Annotated in this window: 20 protein-coding genes and 2 pseudogenes; 14 read left to right on the forward strand and 8 right to left on the reverse strand. The window is 62.1% G+C overall.

Annotation, left to right across the window (positions count from 1 at the left end):
• Positions 1 to 17: 17 nt before the first annotated feature.
• The 9 genes and pseudogenes from ACTG2B_RS06940 to ACTG2B_RS06980 form a co-directional block, all read left to right on the forward strand.
• A pseudogene (locus tag ACTG2B_RS06940) lies at positions 18 to 323 on the forward strand (ArsR/SmtB family transcription factor); the annotation flags it as partial.
• A gap of 7 nt (positions 324 to 330) precedes the next feature.
• Positions 331 to 744: a YeeE/YedE family protein gene (locus tag ACTG2B_RS06945; protein WP_069554757.1), complete on the forward strand. Its 414-nt coding sequence runs from the start codon at positions 331 to 333 to the stop codon at positions 742 to 744.
• A gap of 13 nt (positions 745 to 757) precedes the next feature.
• Positions 758 to 1,228 carry a DUF6691 family protein gene (locus tag ACTG2B_RS06950; RefSeq protein ID WP_429089115.1) on the forward strand — a complete coding sequence of 157 codons (471 nt, stop codon included), beginning with the start codon at positions 758 to 760 and terminating at the stop codon, positions 1,226 to 1,228.
• Between the two features lie 41 nt (positions 1,229 to 1,269).
• Positions 1,270 to 2,309, forward strand: a pseudogene (locus ACTG2B_RS06955) (efflux RND transporter periplasmic adaptor subunit).
• Entirely contained in the window at positions 2,302 to 5,466 is a 3,165-nt protein-coding gene (locus ACTG2B_RS06960; RefSeq protein WP_439995423.1) for an efflux RND transporter permease subunit, read from the forward strand. The pseudogene ACTG2B_RS06955 and the gene ACTG2B_RS06960 overlap by 8 nt, the downstream one beginning before the upstream one ends.
• Positions 5,467 to 5,493: 27 nt before the next feature.
• A complete protein-coding gene (locus tag ACTG2B_RS06965) occupies positions 5,494 to 6,633 on the forward strand; it encodes an efflux RND transporter periplasmic adaptor subunit (RefSeq protein WP_429201042.1) in 1,140 nt (379 codons plus the stop codon).
• Positions 6,626 to 7,315 carry an ABC transporter ATP-binding protein gene (locus ACTG2B_RS06970; RefSeq protein ID WP_064341470.1) on the forward strand — a complete coding sequence of 230 codons (690 nt, stop codon included), beginning with the start codon at positions 6,626 to 6,628 and terminating at the stop codon, positions 7,313 to 7,315. The genes ACTG2B_RS06965 and ACTG2B_RS06970 overlap by 8 nt, the downstream gene beginning before the upstream one ends.
• Positions 7,316 to 8,530 carry an ABC transporter permease gene (locus ACTG2B_RS06975; RefSeq protein ID WP_429201039.1) on the forward strand — a complete coding sequence of 405 codons (1,215 nt, stop codon included), beginning with the start codon at positions 7,316 to 7,318 and terminating at the stop codon, positions 8,528 to 8,530.
• Positions 8,530 to 9,729 carry an ABC transporter permease gene (locus ACTG2B_RS06980; protein ID WP_069527916.1) on the forward strand — a complete coding sequence of 400 codons (1,200 nt, stop codon included), beginning with the start codon at positions 8,530 to 8,532 and terminating at the stop codon, positions 9,727 to 9,729. The genes ACTG2B_RS06975 and ACTG2B_RS06980 overlap by 1 nt, the downstream gene beginning before the upstream one ends.
• Positions 9,730 to 9,779: 50 nt before the next feature.
• Here ACTG2B_RS06980 and ACTG2B_RS06985 read toward each other — a convergent pair whose 3' ends face one another.
• Complete coding sequence (locus tag ACTG2B_RS06985) at positions 9,780 to 12,242, reverse strand: diguanylate cyclase domain-containing protein (protein WP_429201035.1); 2,463 nt, start codon at positions 12,240 to 12,242, stop codon at positions 9,780 to 9,782.
• A 430-nt stretch (positions 12,243 to 12,672) separates the two neighbouring features.
• On the opposite strand from ACTG2B_RS06985, the gene ACTG2B_RS06990 reads away from it, so the two are divergent.
• Both ACTG2B_RS06990 and ACTG2B_RS06995 read left to right on the forward strand, forming a co-directional pair.
• Positions 12,673 to 13,689 (forward strand): lipoate--protein ligase A, encoded by a 1,017-nt coding sequence (locus tag ACTG2B_RS06990; RefSeq protein ID WP_439995424.1) that lies wholly within the window; start codon positions 12,673 to 12,675, stop codon positions 13,687 to 13,689.
• Positions 13,690 to 13,912: 223 nt separating this feature from the next.
• The gene (locus tag ACTG2B_RS06995) at positions 13,913 to 15,607 is read left to right on the forward strand and encodes a pyridoxal phosphate-dependent decarboxylase family protein (RefSeq protein WP_439995425.1); all 1,695 of its coding nucleotides are present in this window, start codon (positions 13,913 to 13,915) and stop codon (positions 15,605 to 15,607) included.
• 144 nt (positions 15,608 to 15,751) lie between these two features.
• Here ACTG2B_RS06995 and ACTG2B_RS07000 read toward each other — a convergent pair whose 3' ends face one another.
• The 3 genes from ACTG2B_RS07000 to yiaY all read right to left on the reverse strand — a co-directional run bounded on the left by ACTG2B_RS07000 (position 15,752) and on the right by yiaY (position 18,179).
• Positions 15,752 to 16,381, reverse strand: coding sequence for an NAD(P)H-binding protein (locus tag ACTG2B_RS07000; protein ID WP_429201031.1), 630 nt, complete (start codon positions 16,379 to 16,381; stop codon positions 15,752 to 15,754).
• Positions 16,382 to 16,552: 171 nt separating this feature from the next.
• The gene (gene bamE, locus ACTG2B_RS07005) at positions 16,553 to 16,891 is read right to left on the reverse strand and encodes an outer membrane protein assembly factor BamE (RefSeq protein ID WP_005337980.1); all 339 of its coding nucleotides are present in this window, start codon (positions 16,889 to 16,891) and stop codon (positions 16,553 to 16,555) included.
• Positions 16,892 to 17,027: 136 nt separating this feature from the next.
• Positions 17,028 to 18,179 (reverse strand): L-threonine dehydrogenase, encoded by a 1,152-nt coding sequence (yiaY, locus tag ACTG2B_RS07010; protein ID WP_439995426.1) that lies wholly within the window; start codon positions 18,177 to 18,179, stop codon positions 17,028 to 17,030.
• Between the two features lie 382 nt (positions 18,180 to 18,561).
• Here yiaY and udp point away from each other — a divergent pair, with 382 nt between their 5' ends.
• Complete coding sequence (gene udp / locus ACTG2B_RS07015; RefSeq protein WP_005337975.1) at positions 18,562 to 19,317, forward strand: uridine phosphorylase; 756 nt, start codon at positions 18,562 to 18,564, stop codon at positions 19,315 to 19,317.
• Between the two features lie 154 nt (positions 19,318 to 19,471).
• On the opposite strand, the gene ACTG2B_RS07020 is transcribed toward udp, so the two are convergent.
• Positions 19,472 to 20,200 carry an RluA family pseudouridine synthase gene (locus ACTG2B_RS07020; protein ID WP_439995427.1) on the reverse strand — a complete coding sequence of 243 codons (729 nt, stop codon included), beginning with the start codon at positions 20,198 to 20,200 and terminating at the stop codon, positions 19,472 to 19,474.
• 222 nt (positions 20,201 to 20,422) lie between these two features.
• On the opposite strand from ACTG2B_RS07020, the gene rihA reads away from it, so the two are divergent.
• Both rihA and ACTG2B_RS07030 read left to right on the forward strand, forming a co-directional pair.
• Positions 20,423 to 21,358 (forward strand): pyrimidine-specific ribonucleoside hydrolase RihA, encoded by a 936-nt coding sequence (gene rihA, locus ACTG2B_RS07025; protein ID WP_439995428.1) that lies wholly within the window; start codon positions 20,423 to 20,425, stop codon positions 21,356 to 21,358.
• Positions 21,359 to 21,391: 33 nt separating this feature from the next.
• A complete protein-coding gene (locus tag ACTG2B_RS07030) occupies positions 21,392 to 21,859 on the forward strand; it encodes a hypothetical protein (RefSeq protein WP_439995429.1) in 468 nt (155 codons plus the stop codon).
• A 186-nt stretch (positions 21,860 to 22,045) separates the two neighbouring features.
• Here ACTG2B_RS07030 and ACTG2B_RS07035 read toward each other — a convergent pair whose 3' ends face one another.
• The 3 genes from ACTG2B_RS07035 to ACTG2B_RS07045 all read right to left on the reverse strand — a co-directional run bounded on the left by ACTG2B_RS07035 (position 22,046) and on the right by ACTG2B_RS07045 (position 24,667).
• Entirely contained in the window at positions 22,046 to 22,342 is a 297-nt protein-coding gene (locus ACTG2B_RS07035) for a winged helix-turn-helix domain-containing protein (RefSeq protein WP_005337957.1), read from the reverse strand.
• Complete coding sequence (locus tag ACTG2B_RS07040; protein WP_005337948.1) at positions 22,339 to 22,869, reverse strand: DUF1523 family protein; 531 nt, start codon at positions 22,867 to 22,869, stop codon at positions 22,339 to 22,341. The genes ACTG2B_RS07035 and ACTG2B_RS07040 overlap by 4 nt, the downstream gene beginning before the upstream one ends.
• A gap of 175 nt (positions 22,870 to 23,044) precedes the next feature.
• Positions 23,045 to 24,667 (reverse strand): methyl-accepting chemotaxis protein, encoded by a 1,623-nt coding sequence (locus ACTG2B_RS07045; protein WP_439995430.1) that lies wholly within the window; start codon positions 24,665 to 24,667, stop codon positions 23,045 to 23,047.
• Between the last annotated feature and the right edge of the window lie 218 nt (positions 24,668 to 24,885).

Consider the following 24,885-nt stretch of genomic DNA (forward strand, 5'->3'; position numbering starts at 1 on the left):
ATTGCTAATTTACTCTTATGAGCCAATTCGACGAGATGAACAGACATGCGACAGCCGCCGCCTCCCTGCTCAAGGCGTTGGCTCATCCCGAACGCCTGATGGTGCTCTGCCAATTGGTGGAGGGGGAGAAGGGGGTCGGGGAGCTGCTGGCCCATAGCCAGCTCGGGCAGTCGGCCTTTTCCCAGCAACTTTCGGTATTGAAGCGCTACGGCCTGATCCGTTCGCGCAAGGTCTCCCAGCAGATTTACTACTCGCTGGTGAGCGAAGCGGCAGCTGATGTGTTGGGCGCGCTGCAAACCCATTTTTGTCACTCAGAAAATAAGAATCTTGATGATGGAAAGCCAATGGCTGCTCTCTTTGGGCGGCGGCATGCTGGCGGGGCTGTCGGCCCTGATCCTGATGTTGTTCAACGGCCGGGTTGCCGGGATCAGCGGCATTCTGGCTGGTGCGCTGCAACACCGTGCGCCGTGGCGGGTGCTGTTTCTGCTGGGGCTCGGGGCGGGCGCCTGGCTGGCGCTGACCCTGGGCTGGGCCACCATGCCCGCATTCACCACGCTGCCCGGCTGGCCCGTTGTGCTACTGGCCGGTCTGCTGGTCGGGGTCGGTACCCGTCTTGGCAATGGCTGCACCAGCGGCCACGGCATCTGTGGCATGGGGCGGCTCTCCCTGCGCTCCATCGTCGCCACCCTCACCTTTATGGCGGCAGGCTTTATCACCGTCTTCGTCACTCATCATCTGCTGTAAGGGGCTGATTGCCATGAAATTGCTGACAAGTTTGTTTGCGGGTGTGTTGTTCGGGCTGGGGATGGCCATCTCCGGCATGATGGATCCCGCCAGGGTCACTGGTTTTCTCGATCTGGCCGGGGCCTGGGATCCCAGCCTCGCCTTCGTGATGGGAGGGGCCCTGCTGGTCTTTATGCCGGGTTATTTTCTGCTGTTGAAACCCCGTCGCCAGAGTGTGCTGGGGGAGCCCATCGCCGCCGTACCAGCCCCTCGGCTGGAGCGCAGGCTGATCGGCGGGGCCGCGCTGTTTGGCATCGGCTGGGGATTGGTCGGTATCTGCCCGGGGCCTGCTCTGAGTCTCATTTCCAGCGGGCAGCCCATGATAATGTTGTTTATTGCGGCCATGGTGGCCGGGATCTTGCTGTTTGACAGAGGGCTGGCCAGGGTGCTGACCAAGGCGCCAGCTCGGGGAGTGGATAAGGTGCGCCAGTCCCATACCGCCTGATCCCGTGAAGTGACAGATTACGCCAGGGAAGGAGAGTAATGATGGAAAAGATCCGGTTGCTGGGGATCACCTTATTGGTGATGACATCGCAGCCATGACATCCCCCCGGGCCTTTGCCGCAGACGGGGAGCCAGAGCCCTTGTTGACAGTGGCGCCGCAGCCGGTGACCGACTGGCTGACGCTGGATGGCACCGTCAGTGCCATCAATCAGGGGACGGTGGCGGCCCAGACCAGCGGCCGGGTCTCCCGCATGCTGGTGGATGTGAACGATCAGGTGCAGGCGGGGCAACCGCTGCTGGAGATCAGCGGCAAGGAGCAGTTTGCCGCCGTTTCCGGTGCCGAGGCGCGGCTGGCGCGGGCGCAGGCTCAGCAAGTGGAAGCCGAGCGCCAGCTCGCCCGCTTTCAGGCGCTGATTGCCAAGGGGGTGATCACCCGCGCCCAGCTCGATAATGCCCAGGCGACGGATCGCGCCGCCCGCGCCGAGGTCAATGCCGCCGATGCCGCCCTCACTCAGGCCCGCGAGGCCTACGGTTATACCCGCATTCTGGCTCCCTATGCCGGAGTGGTGACCAAACGGCTGGTAGAGCTGGGGGAGACTGTCGCCCCCGGTACCCCGCTGCTCTCCGGCTTCTCCCTCGACACCTTGCGGGTGGAGGTGGAGTTGCCCCAATCCGCCCTGACGCTTGCTCGTGAGCCTGAGGATGTGCAGGTGCTGCTGCCGGATGGCAGGGCCGTTACCCCGGTCAAACTGACCCGCTTCAATTATGCCGACAGCCAGAGCCACGCCTTCAGGTTGCGCCTCGACTTGCCGCCGCAAAACGTCGGGGTATTGCCCGGCATGTGGCTCAAGGTGCAGCTCAAGCAGGGTGAACGTCAGGTGTTGCAGGTGTCGGATCGCGCCCTGCTGCGGCAAGGGGAGTTCAATGGCGTCTATCTGCAGCAGCCCGCTGGCTGGGCCCTGACGCCGGTGCGGGTCGGCCATTGCGTCGAGGGACAGTGCGAGATCCTGGCCGGGCTGCAAGCCGGTGACAAGCTGGCCCCTGATGCCTGGGCGCAGCAGCAGGAGGTGGCCCATGAGTAGAGAGCTGAACGGCAACAAGGAGAGGCTGGGGCCTGCCGGTCGGCTGGCTGCGCTGTTCCAAGGCTCGGCCATCACGCCGCTGCTGGCGCTGGTGGGGCTGTTGCTCGGTCTTTTTGCAGTGCTGGTGACCCCCAAGGAGGAGGAACCGCAGATCGATGTCACCTTCGCCGATGTCTACATTCCCTTCCCGGGAGCCACTCCGGCTGAAGTGGCCTCTCTCGTCACTACCCCTGCCGAGCAGGTGGTTTCCCAGATAAAGGGGATCGATACCCTCTACTCTTTTTCCCAACCCGATGGCGCCCTGCTGGTGGTGGTATTCAAGGTAGGGGTGAGCCGCGAACAGGCCATCGTCGATCTCAACAACCAGCTCGACTCCAACCGCGATTGGCTGCCACAGGGGATCGGAGTCGGTCAGCCACTCGTAAAACCCCGGGGGATCGATGATGTCCCCATCGTCAGTCTGACCTTATGGAGCAAAGAGGGGAGTAAGCAACTGGGGGCACCCGAGCTGACCCGGGTCGCCCATGAGCTGGAGACCGAACTCAAGCGCATTCCCGGTACCCGCGATATTTACACGCTGGGCAGCCAGAGCGCCGTGTTGCGGGTGATGCCGGATCCGGCGGCCCTCAGCGCCCACGGCATCAGCTGGGGCGAACTGAGCCAGCGACTGGCGGCCGCCAATCAGGTAGGCACCACACAGGCTATCGAGCAAGATAACCGGGAGATCAAGGTGCAGGTGGGGCAGTTCCTGCAAAGCGAGCAGGAGGCCCGCGAGTTGGTTGTGGGGCTGCACGACGACAAGCCGGTTTACCTCGGTGATGTGGCTAGTGTGTCGCTGGGGAAGGAGACTCCGGTGCAGCGCAGCTGGATGGGGCAGGGGCAGACCAGTTATCCGGCGGTGACTCTGGCCATCGGCAAGCAACCGGGTCAGAACGCGGTCGAGGTAGCCAAGCGGGTGGAGGCGCGGGTCGAGAGTTTGCAGAACCGGCTTATCCCGGCAGGAGTCGAGGTGACGGTGACCCGTGACTACGGCGTCACCGCCGAGACCAAATCCAACACCCTGATCGGCAAGCTGATTTTTGCCACCACGGCGGTGGTGCTGCTGGTGCTGGTGAGCATGGGCTGGCGCGAGGCACTGGTGGTGGGCGTTGCCATCGTCATCACCCTGGCACTGACCCTGTTTGCCAGCTGGGCCTGGGGCTTTACCCTCAACCGGGTGTCGTTGTTTGCGCTGATCTTCTCCATCGGCATTCTGGTGGATGACGCTATTGTGGTGGTGGAGAACATCCACCGCCATCGCGGTTTGGGCAAGGGGGCGCTCAAGGATCTGATTCCGGGGGCGGTGGATGAGGTGGGGGGGCCGACCATACTGGCGACCCTGACCGTCATCGCGGCCCTGCTGCCGATGGCCTTTGTCAGCGGGCTGATGGGCCCTTACATGAGCCCCATTCCCATCAATGCCAGCATGGGGATGCTCATCTCCCTGCTGGTGGCCTTTATCTTCTCCCCCTGGCTGGCGAGCCATTTGCTCAAGGGTGAGGTGCACGGTGCCCACGGCGAGGCCAAGGCTGGTCTCTTTCACCGGCTGATGACCCCTTTCCTGATTGGTGATGGCGCCAAGCGTGCCAGACGCAAGCTCTGGCTGGCGGTGTTGCTGCTGGTCGGGGCGGCTACCGCCATGCCGGTGGTGCAGTGGGTGGTGCTCAAGATGCTCCCCTTTGACAACAAGTCGGAATTTCAGCTGGTGCTCGATATGCCGGAGGGGGCGACCCTGGAGCAGACCGAGCGCACCCTGCTGGCGGTCGGACGAGAGCTTGCCATGGTGGAGGAGGTGAAGGATTACCAGATCTATGCCGGCACCGCCGCCCCCATCAATTTCAACGGGCTGGTGCGCCACTACTTTATCCGCAGCGGCGCCAACGTGGGGGATATTCAGGTCAATCTGGTGGACAAGCATGAGCGGGATCGCAGCAGCCACCAGATTGCCCAGTCGGTTCGGGAGCCGCTGCAGGCCATCGCCAGTGCGGCAGGGGGCAACCTGAAAGTCGTTGAGGTGCCGCCCGGCCCGCCGGTCTGGTCCCCCATAGTCGCAGAAGTGTATGGCCCGACGCCTGCTGCCCGTGAAGCGGCGGCGCGCTCCGTACAGGCCCGTTTTGTGGCCACGGCGGATCTGGTGGATGTGGATATCTATCTGACCGACCCGCAGCCCAAGTGGCGGCTGGTGGTGGATCGCAGCAAGGCGGCCCTGCTCGGGGTCGATCTCGGCGACCTGGTGAGCACCCTCAATGGTGGGGTAGGTTATCAGGATGCCAGCTGGCTGCAGGGGCACGGTGCCAAGTATCCGGTGCCGATCCGTATCGAATTGGCTCCCGGTGACAAACGGGATCTGGCGGGCGTACTGGCCCTCAAGGTGCGCAGCCAGAGCGGCCAGCTGGTGCGGGTCTCCGAGCTGGTGAGTCGCCGTGATGAGGTGGCCCCCAGTTATATCATGCACAAGAACATGCAGCCCATGGTGATGGTGGTGGCCGACATGGGTGGCCACACCGACAGCCCGCTCTACGGCATGTTTGCCGCCGGTGCCGACATCGACCTGCCCCAATATTACGTGCAGCAGCCCGACAAGCTGGGGGAGGTGGCGCTGTTGTGGGACGGGGAGTGGAAGATCACCTACGAGACCTTCCGCGACATGGGGCTAGCCTACGGGGTGGGGATGATCCTCATCTACCTGCTGGTGGTGGCCCAGTTCCGCTCCTATCTGGTGCCGCTCATCATCATGGCCCCTATTCCGCTCACCCTCATCGGGGTGATGCCGGGCCACGCTCTGCTGGGGGCCCAGTTTACCGCAACCTCGATGATCGGGATGATTGCGCTGGCCGGGATCATCGTGCGCAACAGCATCCTGCTGGTGGACTTTATCGAGCAGCAGCGCAGCGCCGGAGTGGCGTTCGAGCAGGCGGTGATCGAAGCGGCGCAGGTGCGGGCCAAACCCATCATGCTGACGGCGTTGGCGGCGATGATCGGAGCTCTGTTTATCCTCGATGATCCCATCTTCAACGGACTGGCCATCAGCCTGATTTTCGGGATCCTGGTCTCCACTTTGCTCACCCTGGTGGTGATACCCTTGCTCTATTATGCCCTGCTCTCCCGACGCTCATGACGGGAGTCCCTAGCGAAAGGATGCGCGATGAAGAGAGGTTGGTTGTGGTGGGGAAGTGGCGCTGTGGTAGCGGTGGCTGCGGCAGCATGGTGGTGGCGACCGCAGCCTACGCCGATCAGGCTGGCAGAGGTCGGGCGGGGGGATGTGCTGGTCACCGTGGTCAACACCCGGGCTGGCACCATCAAGTCGTGCCAGCGGGCCGGACTCAGTCTGCCCGGTGGCGGCGTGGTGGAGCAGATCGCCGTCAAGGCCGGAGAGCGGGTGGCGCAGGGAGATCTGCTGCTGACCCTCTGGAGTGACGATATTCACGCCGATCTCGCCCGGGCCCGCGCCCAGCAGGCCCTTGGCAAGACCCAGCGCGAGGAGCGTTGCAGCGAGGCTGCCTACTACGAGCGGGAGGCCAACCGGCTGGCCACCTTGCTGGCCAAAAACCTCACCTCCCGCACCCTCGCCGAGCAGGCCCAGAATCTGGCCGATACCCGCCGCTATGTCTGCCAGGCATCCCGTCAGCAGGAGCGGGTCGACGAGGCGCAGGTCGCCCAAGTGGAGGCCCGCTTGAGCGAGCGCCGCCTGCTGGCGCCGTTTGCCGGCGTGGTGGCTGAGGTCAACAGCAAGCTGGGCGAATACATGACCCCCTCACCGCCCGGGGTCGCCATGCCTCCGGTTATCGATCTTATCGACGATCGCTGTCTCTATGTCTCAGCCCCCATCGATGAGGTGGATGCTGCCCGCCTCAAGGTGGGTCAGTCTGCCCGGGTACTGCTCGATGCCATGCCCGGGCGCGATTTTGCCTCTACCGTCACCCGTATCGCCCCCTATGTGAAGGAGCTGGAAAAGCAGGCCCGCACCGTGGAGGTGGAGGCTGCGCTCACTGCCCTGCCCACCGATGTCCCCCTGCTTATCGGCTACAGCGCCGACCTTGAGGTCGAAGTGACCCGCGCTACCGATGTGCTGCGGGTAGCGGCCAGCAGCCGGGCCGACGATGGCAGCGTGCTGCGGCTGGAAGGGGATAAGTTGGTGCGGGTGGTGCCCCGTTGGGGCGTGGAGAACTGGAACTGGATTGAGGTGGCCGAGGGGCTCGCCGCCGGTGATCGGCTGGCAGCTCAGCCCGGACAGATTGTCGGGGAGGGCCCTTTCCGCGCTGCCACGGAGCAGACGGATGAGTGATCTCATTCGCCTTGATGCCGTCAGCCGACGTTTCACTCTGGGGGGGAGCGAAGTGGCCGCCCTCGATCGCGTCTCCCTGCGGGTTGCCGAGGGGGAGTATCTGGCGGTGATGGGCCCCTCTGGCTCCGGCAAATCGACCCTGCTCAATGTGTTGGGGCTGCTGGATCGGCCCGATGAGGGGCGCTACTGGCTGGGAGGGGAGGACACCGCCACCCTGTCAGAGCCGGCGCTGGCCCAACTGCGCGGCCATCGCATCGGCTTCGTGTTCCAGTCGTTTCACCTTATCTCCCGCCTCACCGCCCGTGAAAACGTCGAGCTGCCGCTGATGCTGTGCGGGATCGCCCCCGCCGAGCGCCATCGTCGCAGCCAACGACTGCTGGGGGAGCTGGGGCTGGAGAACCGGGCCGGACACCGCCCTGCCGAACTATCCGGCGGTCAGCGTCAGCGGGTAGCCATCGCCCGGGCCATGGCAATGGCGCCGCGGCTGATCCTGGCCGACGAGCCCACCGGCAATCTCGACTCCCGCTCCGGGGAGGAGGTGATTACCCTGCTGGAGGAGCTCAACCGGGAGCAGGGGATCACGCTGGTGGTGGTGACTCACGACCCGCGCCTCGGGGAACGGGCAGGCAGGCGGATCCTGATGAACGATGGGCGCATCAACATTGATAGCGGCGGTGGCTGAATGCGGCGACCCGATGTGATCCGCTTTGCCGCCGTGGCCCTGCTGCGCCAGCGCTCACGGGCGCTGGTCTTGATCCTGGCGGTGAGTCTGAGCGTCACCTCGGTGCTGCTGCTCACCGCGCTGGGAGAGGGGGCGAGGCGCTATGTGGCCGACCAGTTCAGCTCCCTTGGCAAGGATCTGCTGGTGATGTTCCCGGGCCGCAAGGAGACCACAGGCGGGCTGCCGCCGGTCACCGGCAACAGTCTGCGGCAGATCACTCTCGATGATATGCACTACCTTGGCCAGCACCAGCCAAACGTGCGGCTGGTGCCGCTGGTGATGGGCTTTGCCGAGGCCAAACAGGGGGCGCGGCTGCGCCAGACCATGCTGCTTGGCAGCAGCAACGGGCTGCGCGATACCCACGGGCTGGAGCTGCTCTCCGGCCGCTGGCTACCGGGGGATGCCGCAGAGGATCGACCGGCCGTCCTGCTCGGGGCCAAGGTGGCCCGTGAGCTGTTCGGTCAGGCCGACCCGGTCGGCCAGTGGCTGCGTTTTGACAATCGCCGCTTTCGGGTGGTGGGGGTCTTCACCAGTCAGAGCAGCAATCTGGGGATGGATATGGCCGAGGCCGCGCTGATCCCGGTCGGTAGTGCCATGCGGCTGTTCAATACCGAGGGGCTGTTTCGGCTGCTGATCCAGCCGCTGGCGGGGCAAGCGGTGCCGCCGCTGGTCAAGCGACTGGAGCAGCTGATGCAGGCGCGCCACGGGATGCTCGATGTGACCGTGGTGCGCCGTGACGCCATGCTGGCTACCTTCTCCACCATTCTCTCGACTCTCACCCTGGCCGTTGCCGGCATCGGCGCCATCAGCCTGCTGGTCTGTGGCATCATGATGATGAATCTGGCGCTGATCAGCACCCGCCAGCGCACCGGCGAAATCGGCCTGCTCAAGGCGCTGGGGGCCGACAGTCGCCAGATCCGCCAGCTGTTTTTGTGGGAGGCGCTGTTGTTGAGCGGCAGTGGCGCGCTGTTTGGTACTGTGTTGGGCTATGCCTTGGTTGGCCTCGCCGGAGTGATTTGGCCCGGATTTCCGGCGGCTGTCCCTCTGCTCGCTACTTTCTGCACCATACCGGCGGCCCTGCTGACCGGGCTGTTTTTTAGCTGGCTGCCCGCCTCCCGGGCGGCACGGCAAGATCCGGTCAGCAGCCTGCGCAGCGGACAGTGGAGCGGTGGCTGATGCGCGCCGCTGATCTGCTTTTCTGGCTCTGGCGTGCCTTGCTGGCGGGGCGCAGTCGCAGCCTGCTGTCGGCGCTCGGCATTGCCATCGGGATCGCCTCGGTGACCCTGCTCACCGGCATCGGCGAGGGGCTTAGGCTCTATCTGCTCGACAGCTTCTCCCAATTTGGCACCCGGCTGATCGCCGTGACCCCGGGCAAGACAGAGACCGCCGGCGGCCCGCCCGGCATCCTCTCCAGCAGCCGTCCCCTGCTGCTGGAGGATGCCGATGCCCTTGCCAGATTGGCAGGGGTAGAGGCGGCGCTCCCTGTGGTGCAGGGGCAGGGGGAGGTACGCAGCCGTGGGCTCACCCGCAGCACCGCCATTCTGGGCACAGGTCCGGCGGCACTCTCCGGCTGGCGGCTCACCTTGGTGCAGGGGCGTTTTCTGCCCGCGGATGACAGTGCCATGCCCCGCGCCTATGCGGTGCTGGGGGCCAAGGTGGCGGCTGAGCTGTTTCCCGGCGGCGATGCGCCGGGCAGTCTGCTGCGCGCCGGTGATCGCCGTTTTCGGGTGGCCGGGGTGCTGGCCCCCAAGGGGCAATTTCTCGGCTTTGATCTGGACGACATGATCTATCTGCCCGCCGCTCACGCCCAGGCGCTGTTCAACAAGGAGGGGCTGCAGGAGATCGATGTCATCTATCGCGCCGGGCAGGCGGAGGCCGAGATCACCGCCCAGATCCGGCGGGTGCTGATCGCCCGCCACGGCGCCGAGGATTTTACCCTCACCTCCCAGCAGGACATGCTGACCAGCCTCGACAAGATACTCTCCATCATCAAGCTGGCGGTTGGCGGGCTCGGCATTATCTCTCTGCTGATCGGGGCGGTCGGCATCTTCAGCATCATGAGCATCGCCCAGCAGGAGCGGATCCCCGAAGTGGGCTTGCTGATGGCGCTGGGCTGCCCACGGCGGCGCATTCTATTGCTGTTCCTGCTCGAAGCCGTGGTGCTGGCGCTGCTGGGCGGGGCCATGGGGCTGGCCCTGCTCGGCGGGCTCAAGCTGCTGCTCACCCTGCTGGCGGCCGGCTTGCCGCTCACCCTTCATCCTCTCTATCTGCTGCTGGCGCTCGGTTGCAGCGCCCTGGTCGGTCTGCTGGCCGGGGTCGCCCCTGCCTTGCGGGCAGTGCGTCTCGATCCCGTGGTTGCCCTGCGCGGTGACTAGGCAGCCCCTTTCGCAAGAGGCGCGTTACGCTCGGGTCTGAACAAGGGGGACTAGGCGACCACCTCCGCAATCGACAGGTTGCGCTCAGATCTGAACAGAGGGAAGTAGCGGCGATCCGCCTGACTCATGTGGCCGACCACCAGCTCCTGAATGATGAAGTTGAGCAACTCGTCGTTGCCCAGTGTCCCCGCTTTGGCGGCGTGCAGCAGCTGGCCTGCCTTGTTGAGCAGGCGTTGGTGATCCTGACGGTGGCTGACGAGTTCCTGATAGTCGAGCTCCGCCAGCATCTGCTCTTCAAAGGCGAAGTGGTGACGAGCCATGTCGAACAGGCTCTCCAGACTCTCCAGAAACGGGGCCGGATCCTCGTGCTGATCTTTCATCCGCTCCAGCAGCCGGTTGGTCAATACGAAGAGCTGGCGATGCTCGGCATCGATGCGCGGGTGACCGCACTCGTGGCCGGGTTGCCACAGCAGGGCGCCCTGCTCGGGATCAAGGCCCTCGGTATAGAGGCAGACCCGGCCGCGGCCGCGATTCTTCGCCTGATACATGGCCTGATCGGCGTGGTGCATCAGGGTTTTGGCATCCTCCCCGTGCTCGGGATAGAGCGCCAGCCCGATACTGCTGGAGATGAGCAGCTCCTGCCCCTCCAGCTGGAACGGATGGCGCAGCTGCTGGTGCAGCTTGTCGGCCACCGCCAGCACTTCGTCGCCACTCTCCGGCAGCAAGATAACAAACTCATCGCCCCCCAGCCGTGCCACCAGATCCTGTTTGCGCACGCAGTGGCTCATCCGCTCGGCCACCATATTGAGCAGAATATCCCCGGTCTCATGGCCGAAGGTGTCGTTGATCGGCTTGAAGTGATCGAGATCGATAAACATCAATGCCAGCGGACGGGGCGTCTCCTGCTCCATCAGCTCCTTGAGCCGTTGCTGCAGCAAGCGGCGATTGGGCAGCCCGGTGAGGGGGTCGTAGAAGGCGAGGCGGCGCATCATCTCCTCTCGCGCTGCCCGCTCGGTGATATCCCGGGTGACCCCGAGGATCGCCTCCGGCTGGGCATTGTGGTTGCCATGGAGGGTGGTGATGGTCTCGGTCGCCACCAGATGGCCATCCTTGTGGCGCAGCTGGGTGCGAATGACCCGGCGAGTCTGGTCATGTTCGCCCCGCTGCCAGGCCTCCAGGGTGGCGGAGATCTCCTCGCGCAGCAGTTGCCTTGAGGCATCCGGCAGCAGCTGTTTGAGGGGCAGGGCAAACAGCTCGGGGGCTTCGTAGCCGCTTAGAGGAGTGATGGCCGGGCTGACGTAGCGAAAGCGCAAGCTGGCGGCATCCATGGTCCAGATCACATCGGCGCTGTTCTCCGCCACGAAGCGATAGTGCTGCTCGCTCTGGGCCAGCTCACGGGTCAGCCGCTGGCGATCCCGCGCCTCCTGGCGCAGGCGCAGATAGAGGTGCAAGAAGATGCCGAGCAGGGTCATCAGGGTAAAGGTGATGAGCATGGCCACCGCCACGCTCTTGTCGAGCAGTTGCCGTTGCTGGCGCAGCCGCTCCTGCGCCGGGTCGTAGATAAAGCGGTCGAGGTTGGGCAATACCGTGAGCATGCCCGCCTCCAGATAGGTTTTGGCGATCTGCAGCCAGCGCTCCTGTTGCATGTAGCCAGGTTCGATCAGATCCGGCTGCATCAGCTCTCTGGTTTCGCGCGCCTCGAACTCCAGCTGTTCACGGCCAGCCCCGGTCGGGTACTGCTCCATGATGAGGTTGATCATCTCTTCGGGGTGGTCCATCGCATAGCGCCACCCCTTGAGGCTGGCCTGCTGGAAGGCGTAGACCCGATCCTGTCGGGTGATCAGCTCCCGCTCGGAGGTAAACAGGTTGTCGCCGTAGAAGTCGAAGTCGATGGTGCGCGGACTGAAGACCCGATAGGGGATCCCTTTTTGTTGCAGATAGAAGGGCTCGGTAGTGCTGTAGGCGCTGATGGCATCCACCTTGCCCGCCAGCAGTGCCTCTATCCCCTGTTTATAGGGGAGGGTGACCCAGTCGCGGCTGCGGGTCTGGTTGGAAAGGTAGGTCAGCAGCTCGTTGGAGCCCGGCTCCAGCATCAGTCGCTTGTTGGCCAGATCGGCCGGGTTGCGAATATCTGGCCGATCCAGCGTGAGCAGAACCAGCGGCGAGTGCTGCAGCAGGGCGGCGAGCACCACCACCGGGCGACCGGCAGCCCGATCCAGCAGCAGATCACTGCCGCTGATGCCAAACTGGGCCTTTCCCGAGATCACCTCGCTGACCACATCGGTGCGGTAGTCCGCTTCGCGCAGGGTGACATGCAGACCGGCCTCCCGATAAAACCCTTTGGCGATAGCCGCGTAGTAACCGGCAAACTGGAACTGGTGTTGCCACGGCAACTGGACGATGACCTGCTCGCCGGCTCGCACGGGGGAAGAGGTCAGGGTCGCGATGACCATACCGACCAGCATTGGCATAAACCAGCTGAGGGGCTGGCGGGGGGCTGCGTTCTCCGTCATACAACGTTTCTCTCGGGAGCGGTGTCTAGGCTAGATTCAAGCAATTTTGTGTCACCTGCAAGGGGAGAAAAGGCGTTTGCAATGGGGTATAGGGGGGTTGGAAAGTCATTTTTGTGTCATTCATCACACGGGATGGATACATGCCGTTTTTTTGCAAGTTATGTGACCAATAAGAGAGTCATATGGCCTATCGAAGTGGTCGCATTCTAGCCACTTTTTCCCGTTTTTATTGCTGTCATTGTGGCTTGACTGCTTTTTTTCCGTGGTTGCACGTCAAGCTGTGTCGTTATATCAATAGATACTTTTAAGAGGCGGTCAGGTGTGACGCAAATGTATCGCGGCTGCTGCGCACCGGTTAATGTGCGATGGCTCAGTGATGGTACCCCGTCAGTGTTATCATGCTGCCCCCAGTTCCGGATAAGGTCTTTTTATGTCCCGCTTGCGTCTGCTTGTCTCCGACTCTCACGATCCCCTGTTCAATCTGGCCGTTGAGGAGTGCATCTTCCGCCAGATGGATCCCGGCCAGCGGGTGCTGTTCCTCTGGCGCAATGCCAATACCGTGGTGATTGGCCGTGCCCAGAATCCGTGGAAGGAGTGCAATACCCGCCGCATGGAAGAGGACGGGGTCACCCTGGCGCGCCGCAGCAGTGGGGGCGGCGCCGTGTTCCACGACCTTGGCAACAGCTGCTTCACCTTCATGGCGGGCAAGCCGGAGTATGACAAGAGCGTCTCCACCGCCATCGTGCTGGACGGGCTTAAGCGATTGGGGATCGAGGCGTTTGCCTCCGGTCGCAACGATCTGCTGGTGGCGACCCCGGACGGGGAGCGCAAGGTATCGGGGTCGGCCTATCGGGAGACTCAGGATCGCGGGTTCCACCACGGCACCCTGCTGCTGGACGCCGATCTCGGCCGCCTTGCCAACTACCTCAACCCCGACCCCAAGAAGCTGGCGGCAAAGGGGATCACCTCGGTGCGCAGCCGGGTGGCCAATCTGTGCGAACTGCTGCCGGGGCTCGACCATCAACAGGTGAGCGAGGCGCTTGCCGAGGCGTTCTTCCACCATTACGGTGCTCGAGTTGAGCCCGAGCATATCTCCCCGGAGCAGATGCCGGATCTGCCGGGCTTTGCCGAGACCTTCGCCCGCCAGCGCAGCTGGGAGTGGAACTACGGCCATGCACCGGCTTTCAGCCATCTGCTGGAGGAGCGGTTCAGCTGGGGCGGGGTGGAGCTGCACTTTGATGTGGAGAAAGGGGGCATCACCCGGGCGCAGCTCTTTAGCGATACGCTGGAGCCGGCCCCGTTTGATCGGCTGGCGGCCGAACTGGTGGGTTGTAGCTATCGACCGGATGCTGTCGCCGCCCGTCTGCAGCCCTGGCTGGCGGCCTTTCCGCAACAGCAGGGCGAGCTGGCGGAGTTTGCCGAGTGGCTGTTGACCTCCCTGCGTTGAGGGGGACGCTGCGCGGATGGCGGTCTGATAGTGAGGGCGCTGTCAGCCAGGATGGGAGCAAGATCACGAAATATAAAGAGGCGCCTCAAAGGCGCCTTTTTGCCAGCCCTTGTGATGGCTGATACATGACAAAAAGTAGGGTAGGCCATTAGATATTGTCACTGTCGGCCCCGCTGGTACAGGGGTATAACGGCCGCACATTTGCTGTACTAATGGTATAAAAATGAGTGACTTAGTTTATCTGCAAGACGAAAGCGTCAATGCCGTCCATCCCGATTTCTCCGCCCGTTTCGCCACCGTCAAAGCCAACTTTTTCTCGCGCAATCCCGATCTCTGGCCCGTTTTTCGCGAACCCGGATTTGCCACCCTCAACGAATTTCGGGCCCGTGGCCTGGCCCCCGATGCCCGCCTGAATGCCTGGCCTGATGGCCGTGCCCGCCTGGCCGATCTCTGCGAGACCATGCCGGTGCCCGCCACCATGCGCACCCCGGGCGAGCCGATGGCCGAGTTGCTGTTTGCCGCTGCTCTATCGAAGGATTGGGAGAACCCCTCCAGCGTCGAGAACGTCATCACCATGTCGGCGGATCCCGCTATCTATGGCGCCCAGCTGGGCATTCTGGCCAACCCCAATCTGGTCTACTCCGAATATGCCGGAGTGGCCGAGGAGCTGGAGAAAAAGGTAGTGCGCCAGATTGCCCTGCTGGCGGGTTACGACACGGCTCGCGCCACCGGCATCTTCACCCAGGGGGGGACCTTCTGTAACCTCTATGGCTACTTGCTCGGCATTCGCAAAACCTTGCCGGAGGCCAAGCACAAGGGGCTAGGCCACTATCAGGATTACCGCATCATCAACTCCCAGGGCGGTCACTACTCCAACATCACCAACCTCTCCCTGCTCGGGGTCGATATCGAGAACAAGACCATCCGCATTCAGGTCGGCGAGAACAATGACATCGATCTCGACCACCTCGAGCGCACCCTGACCGCCTGTTTTGCCCTGAAGCACGTGGTGCCCACCATCATGCTCACCATGGGCACCACCGATACCTTCGGGGTCGATCAGGTGAAACCCGTGTTCGAGCTGCGCAATCGCTTGTGCGAGCAGTTTGAGGTGGCGGTCAAACCTCACATCCACGTCGATGCCGCCATCGGCTGGTCGATGATCTTCTTCCTGGGTTACGACTTTGCCGCCAACCCGCTCGCCATCAACAGCGCGACTCTGGCGGGGATCGAGCGCAACGTGGCGCGCTTTGCCGAGCTCAAATATGCCGACTCCTTCACCGTCGACTTCCAGAAGTGGGGCTATGTGCCCTACACCTCCAGTCTGGTGATGATTAAAGAGCAGGATGACCTCAAGGCGATGGAGAATGACCCGGAGAACTTCTCTTACTTCGAGCGGGACATTCAGGGCCAGACCCACCTGCAATCCACCATCGAGTGCTCCCGCGGCGCGAGCGGTCTGTTCGGTGCCTATGCGGCGCTCAACTATATGGGGGTCGAGGGGTATCGCACCGTGCTGGCCCACTGCCTGCAAAATGCCAACTACTTCCGCTATCGCCTGAGTCAGCTTGGCAACGTCAAGCTGGTGGCGCAGGAGAATCAGGGGCCGAGTGTCGGCTTCAAGATCTACAACCCCGAGTGGGTGAGCGATCCTGAAGCCGAATTCGCCTTCGAGCTGGCCCGCTCCAGTGACCCTGCCTACAAGGCGCGACTGCAGCGCAATACCGATTACCACCGCAGCCTGTTCAAGGGGCGCGGCAAGGTGGGGCTCTACACCAACTGGGTGGAGGCGGTGGCCCACTCCGACTACGACGCCCGCGGCAAATACTCCTATATCGCCGGGGAGAAGGCAGTCTTTATGAATCCGGCCTGCACTCGCGAGCAGATCGACGCCTTTATCGACCATATTCGCGGTTGATGGATGTTGCCCTGATAGCCGAGCGCAGCCTGTTATGGCAAGAGGCGGTCAGGGTACCTCGCCAACAGATAAACAAAGGGCAAGCCAATTGGCTTGCCCTGCTGTTTTTACGGCATAGAGCTTAAGTAGTGGGGAAGGCCTAGTTCAGAGAGCCAGCAGTTGCTCGTTCTCGACAATCTCGCACCCGGCGGGCAGTTTCGAGAGGGCGATCATGGCGCGGGCCACCTGCTGGGCTTCGATGGCGCGCCAGCGGGCGAGCTTGCCCACCAGCAGCGGTCGAAACAGCGGATAGATAGCTTGAAAGATCTGCTCGGAGAGGCGCGGTGGCTGGCGATCTCCGAGCAGCATGGCGGGCCGCACGATGGCGAGCCGTGGCCAGGATTGGGCCAGCAAGGCCTGCTCCATCTCTCCCTTGGTACGCGGATAGAGAGCCGGGGACGATGTGCTGGCCCCCATGCTCGAGACCACGATCAGCCGTTGACAACCGTGGCGGCGGGCCAGCTCGGCAAAGGCGATGACATAGTCGAGATCGACCCGGCGAAACGCCTCGGCAGAGCCTGCCTCCTTGCGGGTAGTACCGAGGGCACAGAAGGCGATATCCACCGGGCGGGAGAGGGTGACGCTGGCCAGATCATCAAAATTGACCGGCAGCCAGTGGTGCGCCTCCTTGCCCGGCTTGCGACAGAGCAGGGTCAGTTCATGTTCGGCAGGCAGTTGCTGCACCAGTTCGCGACCGATCAGGCCGCTGGCTCCGGCAATCAGGATCCGGCTCATGGGGATTCTCCCTGTGTCATTCGATGGTGTTGATGCCATGGTGGCTGCTCATCAGCATCAGGCAATTTGCGAGCAGCTGCAATGGGGAGAAATGACTCAGTGTTGTCGGGCAGGATGAATTACGCGGGGCTGGATAAAACAAAACCGGCGCGAGGCCGGTTTTGCGTGATATCAGAGCGGGGTATTGAAAGCTGCTGGCAGCGGGAAGTCACCCGTCACTGTGGTCAGCCTGTCATTGGCGAAGGTGACGGTGAGCTCTTTGCGCTCCTTGTCGCCGTGGCCCGGCTGGAATTCATAGAGGTAGTACCAGGTGTTGGGGTCAAAGCCGTCACGCAGCATGGGGGTCCCCAGCACATAGCTGACCTGCTCGCGGGTCATCCCCTGGCGCAGTTTGTCGACCTGTTTTTGTTCCACATAGTTGCCCTGGGGAATATCGATACGATAGACCAGGCTGCAACCGGAGAGGGTGAGGGCGGTCAAAGCCGCGGCAATCAGGTGTTTCATCCGCATATCGAGTTCAGATCATCCATACAGTCTTTTTGGCTCGGCAAATCATACCGACTCCCTCCACGGAAGTAAAAAGCCATTGATCCATCAGCCAATAAAAAGGGCCGCACTGCGACCCTTTCTGGCAATCCGGTGGCCTTTACATCGCCGCGCGGAAGATGGCTACGATCTCTTCGTGGCTCGCCTGTTTCGGGTTGGTGAAGCCGCAGGCATCTTTCAGGGCGTTGCTGGCCAGGGTATCGAAGTCATCGGCCTTGACGCCGAGCTGCTCCAGACCGGCCGGGATCTTCACATCCAGCGCCAGCTGCTTGATGGCGGCAATGGCAGCGGCAGCGCCCTGCTCGTCGCTCATGGCGCTCACGTCAACACCCATGTAGCAGGCCACATCCTTCAGACGAGCTGCGCTCACCTGGGCGTTGAATGCCTGAACGTGGGGCAGCAGCACGGCGTTGCAGACACCGTGGGGCAGGTCGTAGAAGCCGCCCAGCTGGTGGGCCATGGCGTGCACATAACCCAGGCTTGCGTTGTTGAAGGCCATACCGGCCAGGAACTGGGCATAGGCCATCTGCTCGCGGGCATGCAGATCATCGCCGTGGTGAACGGCGGTGCGCAGGTGCTTGGCAATCAGCTCGATGGCCATCACGGCGCTGGCATCGGTCACCGGGGTGGCGATGGTGGAGACATAGGCCTCGATGGCGTGGGTCAGGGCATCCATACCGGTGGCGGCGGTGAGACCCGCTGGCTTGGCCAGCATCAGCTCGGGGTCGTTGACCGACATCAGCGGGGTAACGTGCTTGTCGATGATGGCCATTTTCACGTGGCGCGCTTCGTCGGTGATGATGCAGAAGCGGGTCATCTCGGAGGCGGTACCGGCGGTGGTGTTGATGGCGATAAGCGGCAACTGCGGCTTGGCGGAGCGATCCACCCCTTCGTAATCCTTGATGCTGCCACCGTTGGCGGCGACCAGCGCGATGCCCTTGGCGCAGTCGTGGGGCGAGCCGCCACCCAGCGAGATGACACAATCGCAGCCGTTGGCCTTGATCATGGCCAGACCCGCTTCGACGTTGCTGGTAGTGGGGTTGGGTTTGGTCTCATCGAAAACAGCGCTTTCAATACCATGTTCAGCCAGCAGGGTGGTGAGCTTGGCGACCACGCCGATCTGGTTGAGAATTTTGTCGGTGACGATCAACGCCTTGCGATAGCCGTAACCCTTGATATCGGCGGCTGCCTCTTGCAGACAGCCGGCACCCATCAGGTTGATTGCGGGAATATAGAATTTGAATGTAGCCATGATGGACTTCCTATAGTTAGCCATTAAGTGGTAGTTGAGAGTTAGGCTACCATCTAGAAAGGGATACAAAAGCATCTTATTTACAACTTTACGGGGTCGATCACGAGTCGTTAATTAAGCGCTGAACCAGGCTTGACTTTCCCGCATCTGACTCGATTAGCAGAAAAACGTTTGTCAATTATTTCATTGAGTTAGCAAACGTTTTGCGCAATGTTTGTCACTGTCAATGCGTGGAAGTGTGAGGCGCTTCAAGGAATTGGAAAGCGCTTTCGACCATAGTTGGCGCCTCCCCGAAGAGGGGGGTAAAGGCTTGAAAGTATCATAAAGAATCATCTTAACTTGTGCCCTGACCATGCTGGCAGGGGGCAACCAGGAGTCCACTATGTCTGATGTATTTCACTTGGGTTTGAAGAAAGCGGATCTGCAAGGCGCCACCCTGGCGATCGTCCCCGGTGACCCCGAGCGCGTGAAGCGTATCGCAGAGCTGTTGGATAACCCGGTGCACCTGGCCAGCCATCGTGAATTCACTACCTGGCGTGGCGAGATGGACGGCAAGGCCGTGATCATCTGCTCTACCGGTATCGGTGGCCCGTCCACCTCCATCGCGGTAGAAGAGCTGGCCCAGCTGGGTATCCGCACCTTCCTGCGTATCGGTACCACTGGCGCCATCCAGCCGCACCTGAACGTGGGTGACGTGATCGTGACCACCGGTTCCGTGCGCCTCGACGGTGCCAGCCTGCACTTTGCTCCGATGGAGTTCCCGGCTGTTGCCGACTTCGACTGCACCACTGCGCTGGTGAACACCGCCAAAGAGATGGGCTCCAAGCTGCACATCGGTGTGACTGCCTCCTCTGACACCTTCTACCCGGGTCAGGAGCGTTACGACACCGTATCCGGCCGCGTAGTGAGCCGTTTCCAGGGTTCCATGAAAGAGTGGCAAGCCATGGGCGTGCTGAACTATGAGATGGAGTCCGCAACCCTGCTGACCATGTGCTCCAGCCAGGGCCTGCGTGCCGGTATGGTGGCTGGCGTTATCGTCAACCGTACCCAGCAAGAGATCCCGAACGCCGAGACCATGGCGAAGACCGAATCTGATGCCATCAAGATCGTACTGGGCGCTGCCCGCAAGCTGATCTGATAGCACCACAAAGAGTGGGGGGTGGGGGCCGTTGCGAAAGCGCGGCCCCTATCTTTATCCGCCGTTTGTCCCTTTTCTTCTCGCGTCACGCCTTTCTCTATTCCCGCCGCACTCGCGTCTATTGCCATCTACTGACGGCCTCTACTGATTGCTCCTAAAAAGGCGCGGCACAGCGGATCTGCATCGGCTTGCCGCTCACCGGATGGACAAAATCCAGCTCGCTGGCATGCAGCATCAGCCGGGGGGCCTGTTCGCAGCCGGGTAGCAGCAGGCCACCATAGAGATCGCAACCGAGGATGGGGTGGCCCAGCAGCTGGCTGTGGATGCGCAGCTGATGGGTGCGGCCGGTTTCCGGCACCAGTCTTACCCGGGTCAAAGGCACGGTCTGCCCCTGCATCTGCTGCGCCAGCTGCTCAATCACCTGATAGTGGGAGCGGGCGGGTTTGCCGCTGGCGGCGCAGATCTTCATCAGCGGAAAGAGGGCCGGATCCTTGGCGATGGGGGCGTCGATAACCCCTTCGTCGTCAATCAGATGACCGCAGAGCAGGGCGCTGTAGGCTTTGCTCACCGCCCGCTGGCTGAACTGCTGGCAGAGCAGGGCATTGATGGCCTTGTTTCTGGCAACCACCATGATGCCTGAGGTGCCAAAATCGAGGCGATGCACCAGAGTGCAGCCGGGGAAATCCTGCACCAAGCGATAGTGCACCGAGTCGAGATTCTGCGGGTTCTTGCCTGACAGACTCAGCAGGCCGCTCGGCTTGTTGATGAGCAGCAGGTGTTCATCCTCGAACAGGATCTCGATGGCGGCCTTGCAGGGCGGGGCGATAAAGGTGTCGACGATAACGGACATAGGCGGCACAGGCTGGAAACGGGGGACGATCATACCCGAACCGGCGCGGCCGGGCGAATGGGCGGTGCGCTGCCTCGGAAAATGAACGGGATGACGCCATGCAATCTTTTGATAATGAGCCGTGTTGAGCGAGGCGGTGTACAGTGCAAACCGCCCAGGTCAGCAACAAGGCCCCGTTTTGTGACCCCTTCCCGAGTTCATCCGAGGCTTGCTTGTTAAGGTATGGCTCCCTGTTATGTTGTAAGGACTCATCCCATGGCACTGCCCGTTATTCTCGATTGTGATCCCGGCCACGACGACGCCATCGCCCTGATTCTGGCGCTGGCCAGCCCTGAACTGAAGGTGCTGGCGGTTACCACCAGCGCGGGCAACCAGACGCCGGACAAGACCCTCAACAATGCCCTGCGCATCCTCACCTTGCTGGGACGGGACGATATTCCTGTGGCGGCCGGGGCGCCGAAACCGCTGGCCCGCGAGCTGATCATCGCCGATAACGTCCATGGCGAATCGGGTCTCGATGGCCCGAAACTGCCGGATCCCGCCTTTGCCCCGCAAGCGATGACGGGGATCGAGCTGATGGCCAGATGTCTGCGAGAGAGCCCGCAGCCCGTGACTCTGGTGCCGACCGGCCCGCTCACCAATATCGCCCTGCTGCTGGCGGCTCATCCCGAGCTCAAACCCAGGATCGCTCGCATCGTGCTGATGGGGGGCGCCGCAGGGGCGGGCAACTGGACGCCTGCGGCGGAATTCAATATTTATGTGGACCCGGAAGCGGCCGATATGGTCTTCAAGTCGGGTATCCCCATCACCATGTGCGGCCTCGATGTGACCCACGAGGCGCAGGTGATGGACGAGGATATCGAGCGGGTACGCGCCATCACCAATCCGGTGGCCCAGTGCGTGGCCGGGCTGCTCGACTTTTTCATGATCTACCATCGGGATCCCAAGTGGGGATTTGCTGGTGCACCGCTCCACGACCCCTGTACCATTGCCTGGTTGCTGGCTCCCGAGCTGTTCCACGGGGTCGAGTGCCGAGTCGATATCGAGACCAGCGGGGAGCATACCGTGGGGATGACGGTGGTGGATCGTTATGGTCTGACCGGCAAGCCAGCCAATGCGCTGGTGTTGCTGGGGCTGGATCGGGCAGGCTTTATTGATCTGCTGGTCGAGCGGCTGCGGGCCTTTGGCTGAGCGCCGGTTCATTTTTGCAAGAAGGGGCGGGGAATGTGGAAGACAGGGTTGGCGCTGCTGGCCGGGTTGCAACTGACAGGCTGTGCGACGCCATTTGAGCGGATGTGGCAGGGGCTGGCGACCTGTGAATTTACCGATCTCTATGTGGATGAGACGGGCAGGGCCGCCAATCTACAACTGGCCAACTACACCCCCTACAAGGTGAGCGACGGCTTTGCCTGGTACAAGGTGCACGAGGAGCTACACGGCTTGCCGGTGGTCGGTTTTATCGTGCCGGCCTCCAGCTTCGAAGTGCACGCCCTGTTTGTCGATACTCCCATCGCCAATGCCCGCCGGTTGACCCACAACGCCTACGGCAGCGAGTTTGGCGACGAGCAGAAGCATGACGAGGGGTTGGCGCCCCTGCTGCTGCGCGATCCCAACAACCCCAAGCGCTCCATCATCGACTGCACCCGCGGCGAGTCTGACGGGGAGCTTGAGGATTCGGCCATGCCCGAGTAGGGCCACCTGTCACGCCATCGGCCTGAAAAAAGAGGGGCCAGCCTTGTCGGCTGGCCCCTCTTTTTTATTGTTGCTTAGCGCCCTGATCAGGGATAGCTCAGCGTCTCCTTGATAAGCGGCAGTTGAGCCTTGATCCATGCCGGATTGCAATAGGTTCCCCAGTCGCAGACCTGACTCGACATAATTTCAGGGATAGCTCAACGTCTCTTTGATAAGCGGCAGTTGAGCCTTGATCCACGCCGGGTTGATGGGGCCCCAGTCGCTGATGCGGTAGTGCCCCTGCAGATGGCGAGCCCCCTCGGTCTGCTCGAAGGCGCAGCTGATATCGAGTTCGGCCAGTGCCGTCAGGGTATCCTGCGCGGTGCGGCGCGGCATGCCGGTCGCCTCCATGATGGCAGGTACCGTATCCGTGCCCTGACTGATCAGCCAGGCCACGTAGAGTCGCCGGTAGAAGCTGGTGCGGGTCTTGCTCGGCTCACTCATATCTCGTCCTCAAGACGATCGAAGTAGCGCCAGGTTGCGATGGCTGCCTTGCCCATCACCAGTGCCCAGAGGCCGAACCAGAACCAGCGGAAGAAGCTCCAGGTGGAGGCGTCAGGCTCAGTGCTCTCAATCTTGGTGACGTTGGGGAACATGGAGAACATGTTCACGCGCCAGCCGTAGGAGGTAATGATGGCCAGGCGTTTCTCGAACTCCATGGACTTGGCCTTGGCCTGGACGTCGGCGGCGTTGAATTTGAAGTAGAAGGGCCAGCCCCACTCGGTATCTTCATTGCGAAACACCCGGATCTTCTCGCCGGGGCGCTCGGTGTAGATGTAATAGACATCGGTGGTGGGGCCGTCAGCCGGGTTTTTCTGGCTGATGGGGCCATCCTTGTCGGTGCGCTTCACCTCGACCCCGGTGATGGTGGCGATGGTGTGCTCCGGCAGGTAGTAGTCGAGCCAGGCGGCGGAAATGAGGGCGATGAGCCCCAGGGCGATAAAAGCGGGTTTCTTGAATCTCAGGCTCATGGTGTGCTCACGTGAGGGGGAGTAACGTGCCTCTACCATACCGATATTTGACAGGGCAGCCCAGCCCCTTATGGCACCAACGGCCAAAAAATGGCGTTTAAAACAGAGACAAAGCCATTGCTCCATCAACAAGAAAGGCCCTTGCGGGCCTTTTTGTCTGGTTCACTTTGTGCGCTTACAGCTGGAATTGGGCCAGCTGTTTGCGTTGCTGCTCGGCGAGCTGGGAGAGCTCGTTGCTGGCACTGGCGCTCTGGCTGATGCCGGCGGAGCTCTGGCTCACGATCTCGTGAATATTGGTGATGTTGCGGTTGATGTCGGCAGTGACGCAGGACTGCTCCTCGGCGGCGGTGGCGACCTGGGCGTTGGCGTCGTTGATCTGGCGCACGGCACCGGTAATGCCGCTCAGCAGATCCTGCACCTGAGCGGACAAGCGCTGGTTATGGCTGAGGATCTCCAGAGTCTCCTGCACGCCGTTGTTGGCGGATTGGGACTGGCTCTGCAGCCGCTCGATGATGGCCTGGATCTCCTTGGTGGAGTCCTGGGTACGGGCTGCCAGCATTCTCACTTCGTCGGCCACCACCGCAAAACCACGACCCGTTTCACCGGCACGGGCCGCTTCAATGGCGGCATTGAGCGCCAGCAGGTTGGTCTGCTCGGAGATCCCCTGGATTACTTCAATTACCTTGCCGATCTGCTCGGACTGGGATTTGAGCTGGGCCACGATGGCGGCGGCATCTTCCAGACTGCTCGCCATCCGGCTGTTGGCGGCAATGCTTTCGGTAAAGAGGGCGAGCCCCTGTTCGACCCGGCCATTGGCATCCCGCGCCAGCTCATCGGCGATGGCGGCGTTGTGGTTGACGTTGTCAGCGGTGCTGGAGAGTTCGGTCACGGCGGAGGCGACCTGTTCGATCTCGCTGTGCTGCTGCTTTGCATTGGCCTCGGACTGGGTCATCACGGCGGCCAGCTCGGTGGCGGCGGAGGCGACGCTGTTGCTGATCCCGGTCAGGCTCTCGATGGCGCTACCAAGTTGCCCCAGAGTGAGATTGATATCTTTGGCCAGACGGGTCAGCTCGTTGTTGCCCTCCGCTTTGGCGCGTACGTTGAAGCGCCCCTGCGCCACGGCGTGCATCACCTCTTGTAGCTGACTGATGGGGCTGACGATGCGCCCGGAGAGGACCCAGCCACAGATCAGCGCCGCCAGCAGGGTACCGGCGGTGAGCAGCAGGGTACGCAGCAGGGTGGCGTCGTAGTGGGCCTGCTCTTCGGCCAGCTCTTGCTGGATCAGCTGGTTGATGTGGGCGGACATGCTGTCGATCTGCTTGATCAGCTGTTCACCCAGCTCGCGGAAATGGAGGCGGGCCGCCTCGTAGGCGACCGGATCGCCGCCACCCTGATGTTTTTGCGCCAGCAGCGGCAGCATGTTGCTGCGGGTATGGCTGAGGTAGGCCTGCAGGGCGGCAGCGACCTGACGGTTATCCTGCTCGGCACCGGGGAGCACCAGACGGCCGAGGATGGCGTTGATCTCTTGCTCGGCGCTGTTGAGGTTTGCGGGCAGAGCGGCAAACAGCTTGGCATCGTAGAGGCCATAGATGGCGCTGGTGCGTAGCCGGTAGGTGGCGTGGATCAGTTTGGCAATATCGTCCTTGTGCTGGACCACGCTCTGGGTCGTCTCATCTATGTCATTGATGGCTTCATCCAGACCCTGTTTGCTGATGGCGATCATCACCATCATCAGCAGGCTGGCCAGCAGCAAAGGTATCAAGACCTGGACACGTATTGATAGATTATTCAATGACATAAATGGCTCTAATCCGGAATTGGAGGAGCCGACATCTTACACATGCACGTCAGGAGCTGTCACAGGCTTTTATTGCTGAAATGTGCTGAAGAAAAGGTTTTTCTTGTGAGAAAGGAGCCATTTAGGCATGATTGAGCGCTTTATCCCCTGAATATGTGGTACAACTGGCTGGGTTGTGTCAATCCTGTCCCGTTTTCGTGATTTCCCGCTCTCGTCAT

This window comes from Aeromonas sp. 30P (assembly GCF_051919805.1).
In the GTDB taxonomy this organism is placed as follows: Bacteria; Pseudomonadota; Gammaproteobacteria; order Enterobacterales; family Aeromonadaceae; genus Aeromonas; species Aeromonas veronii.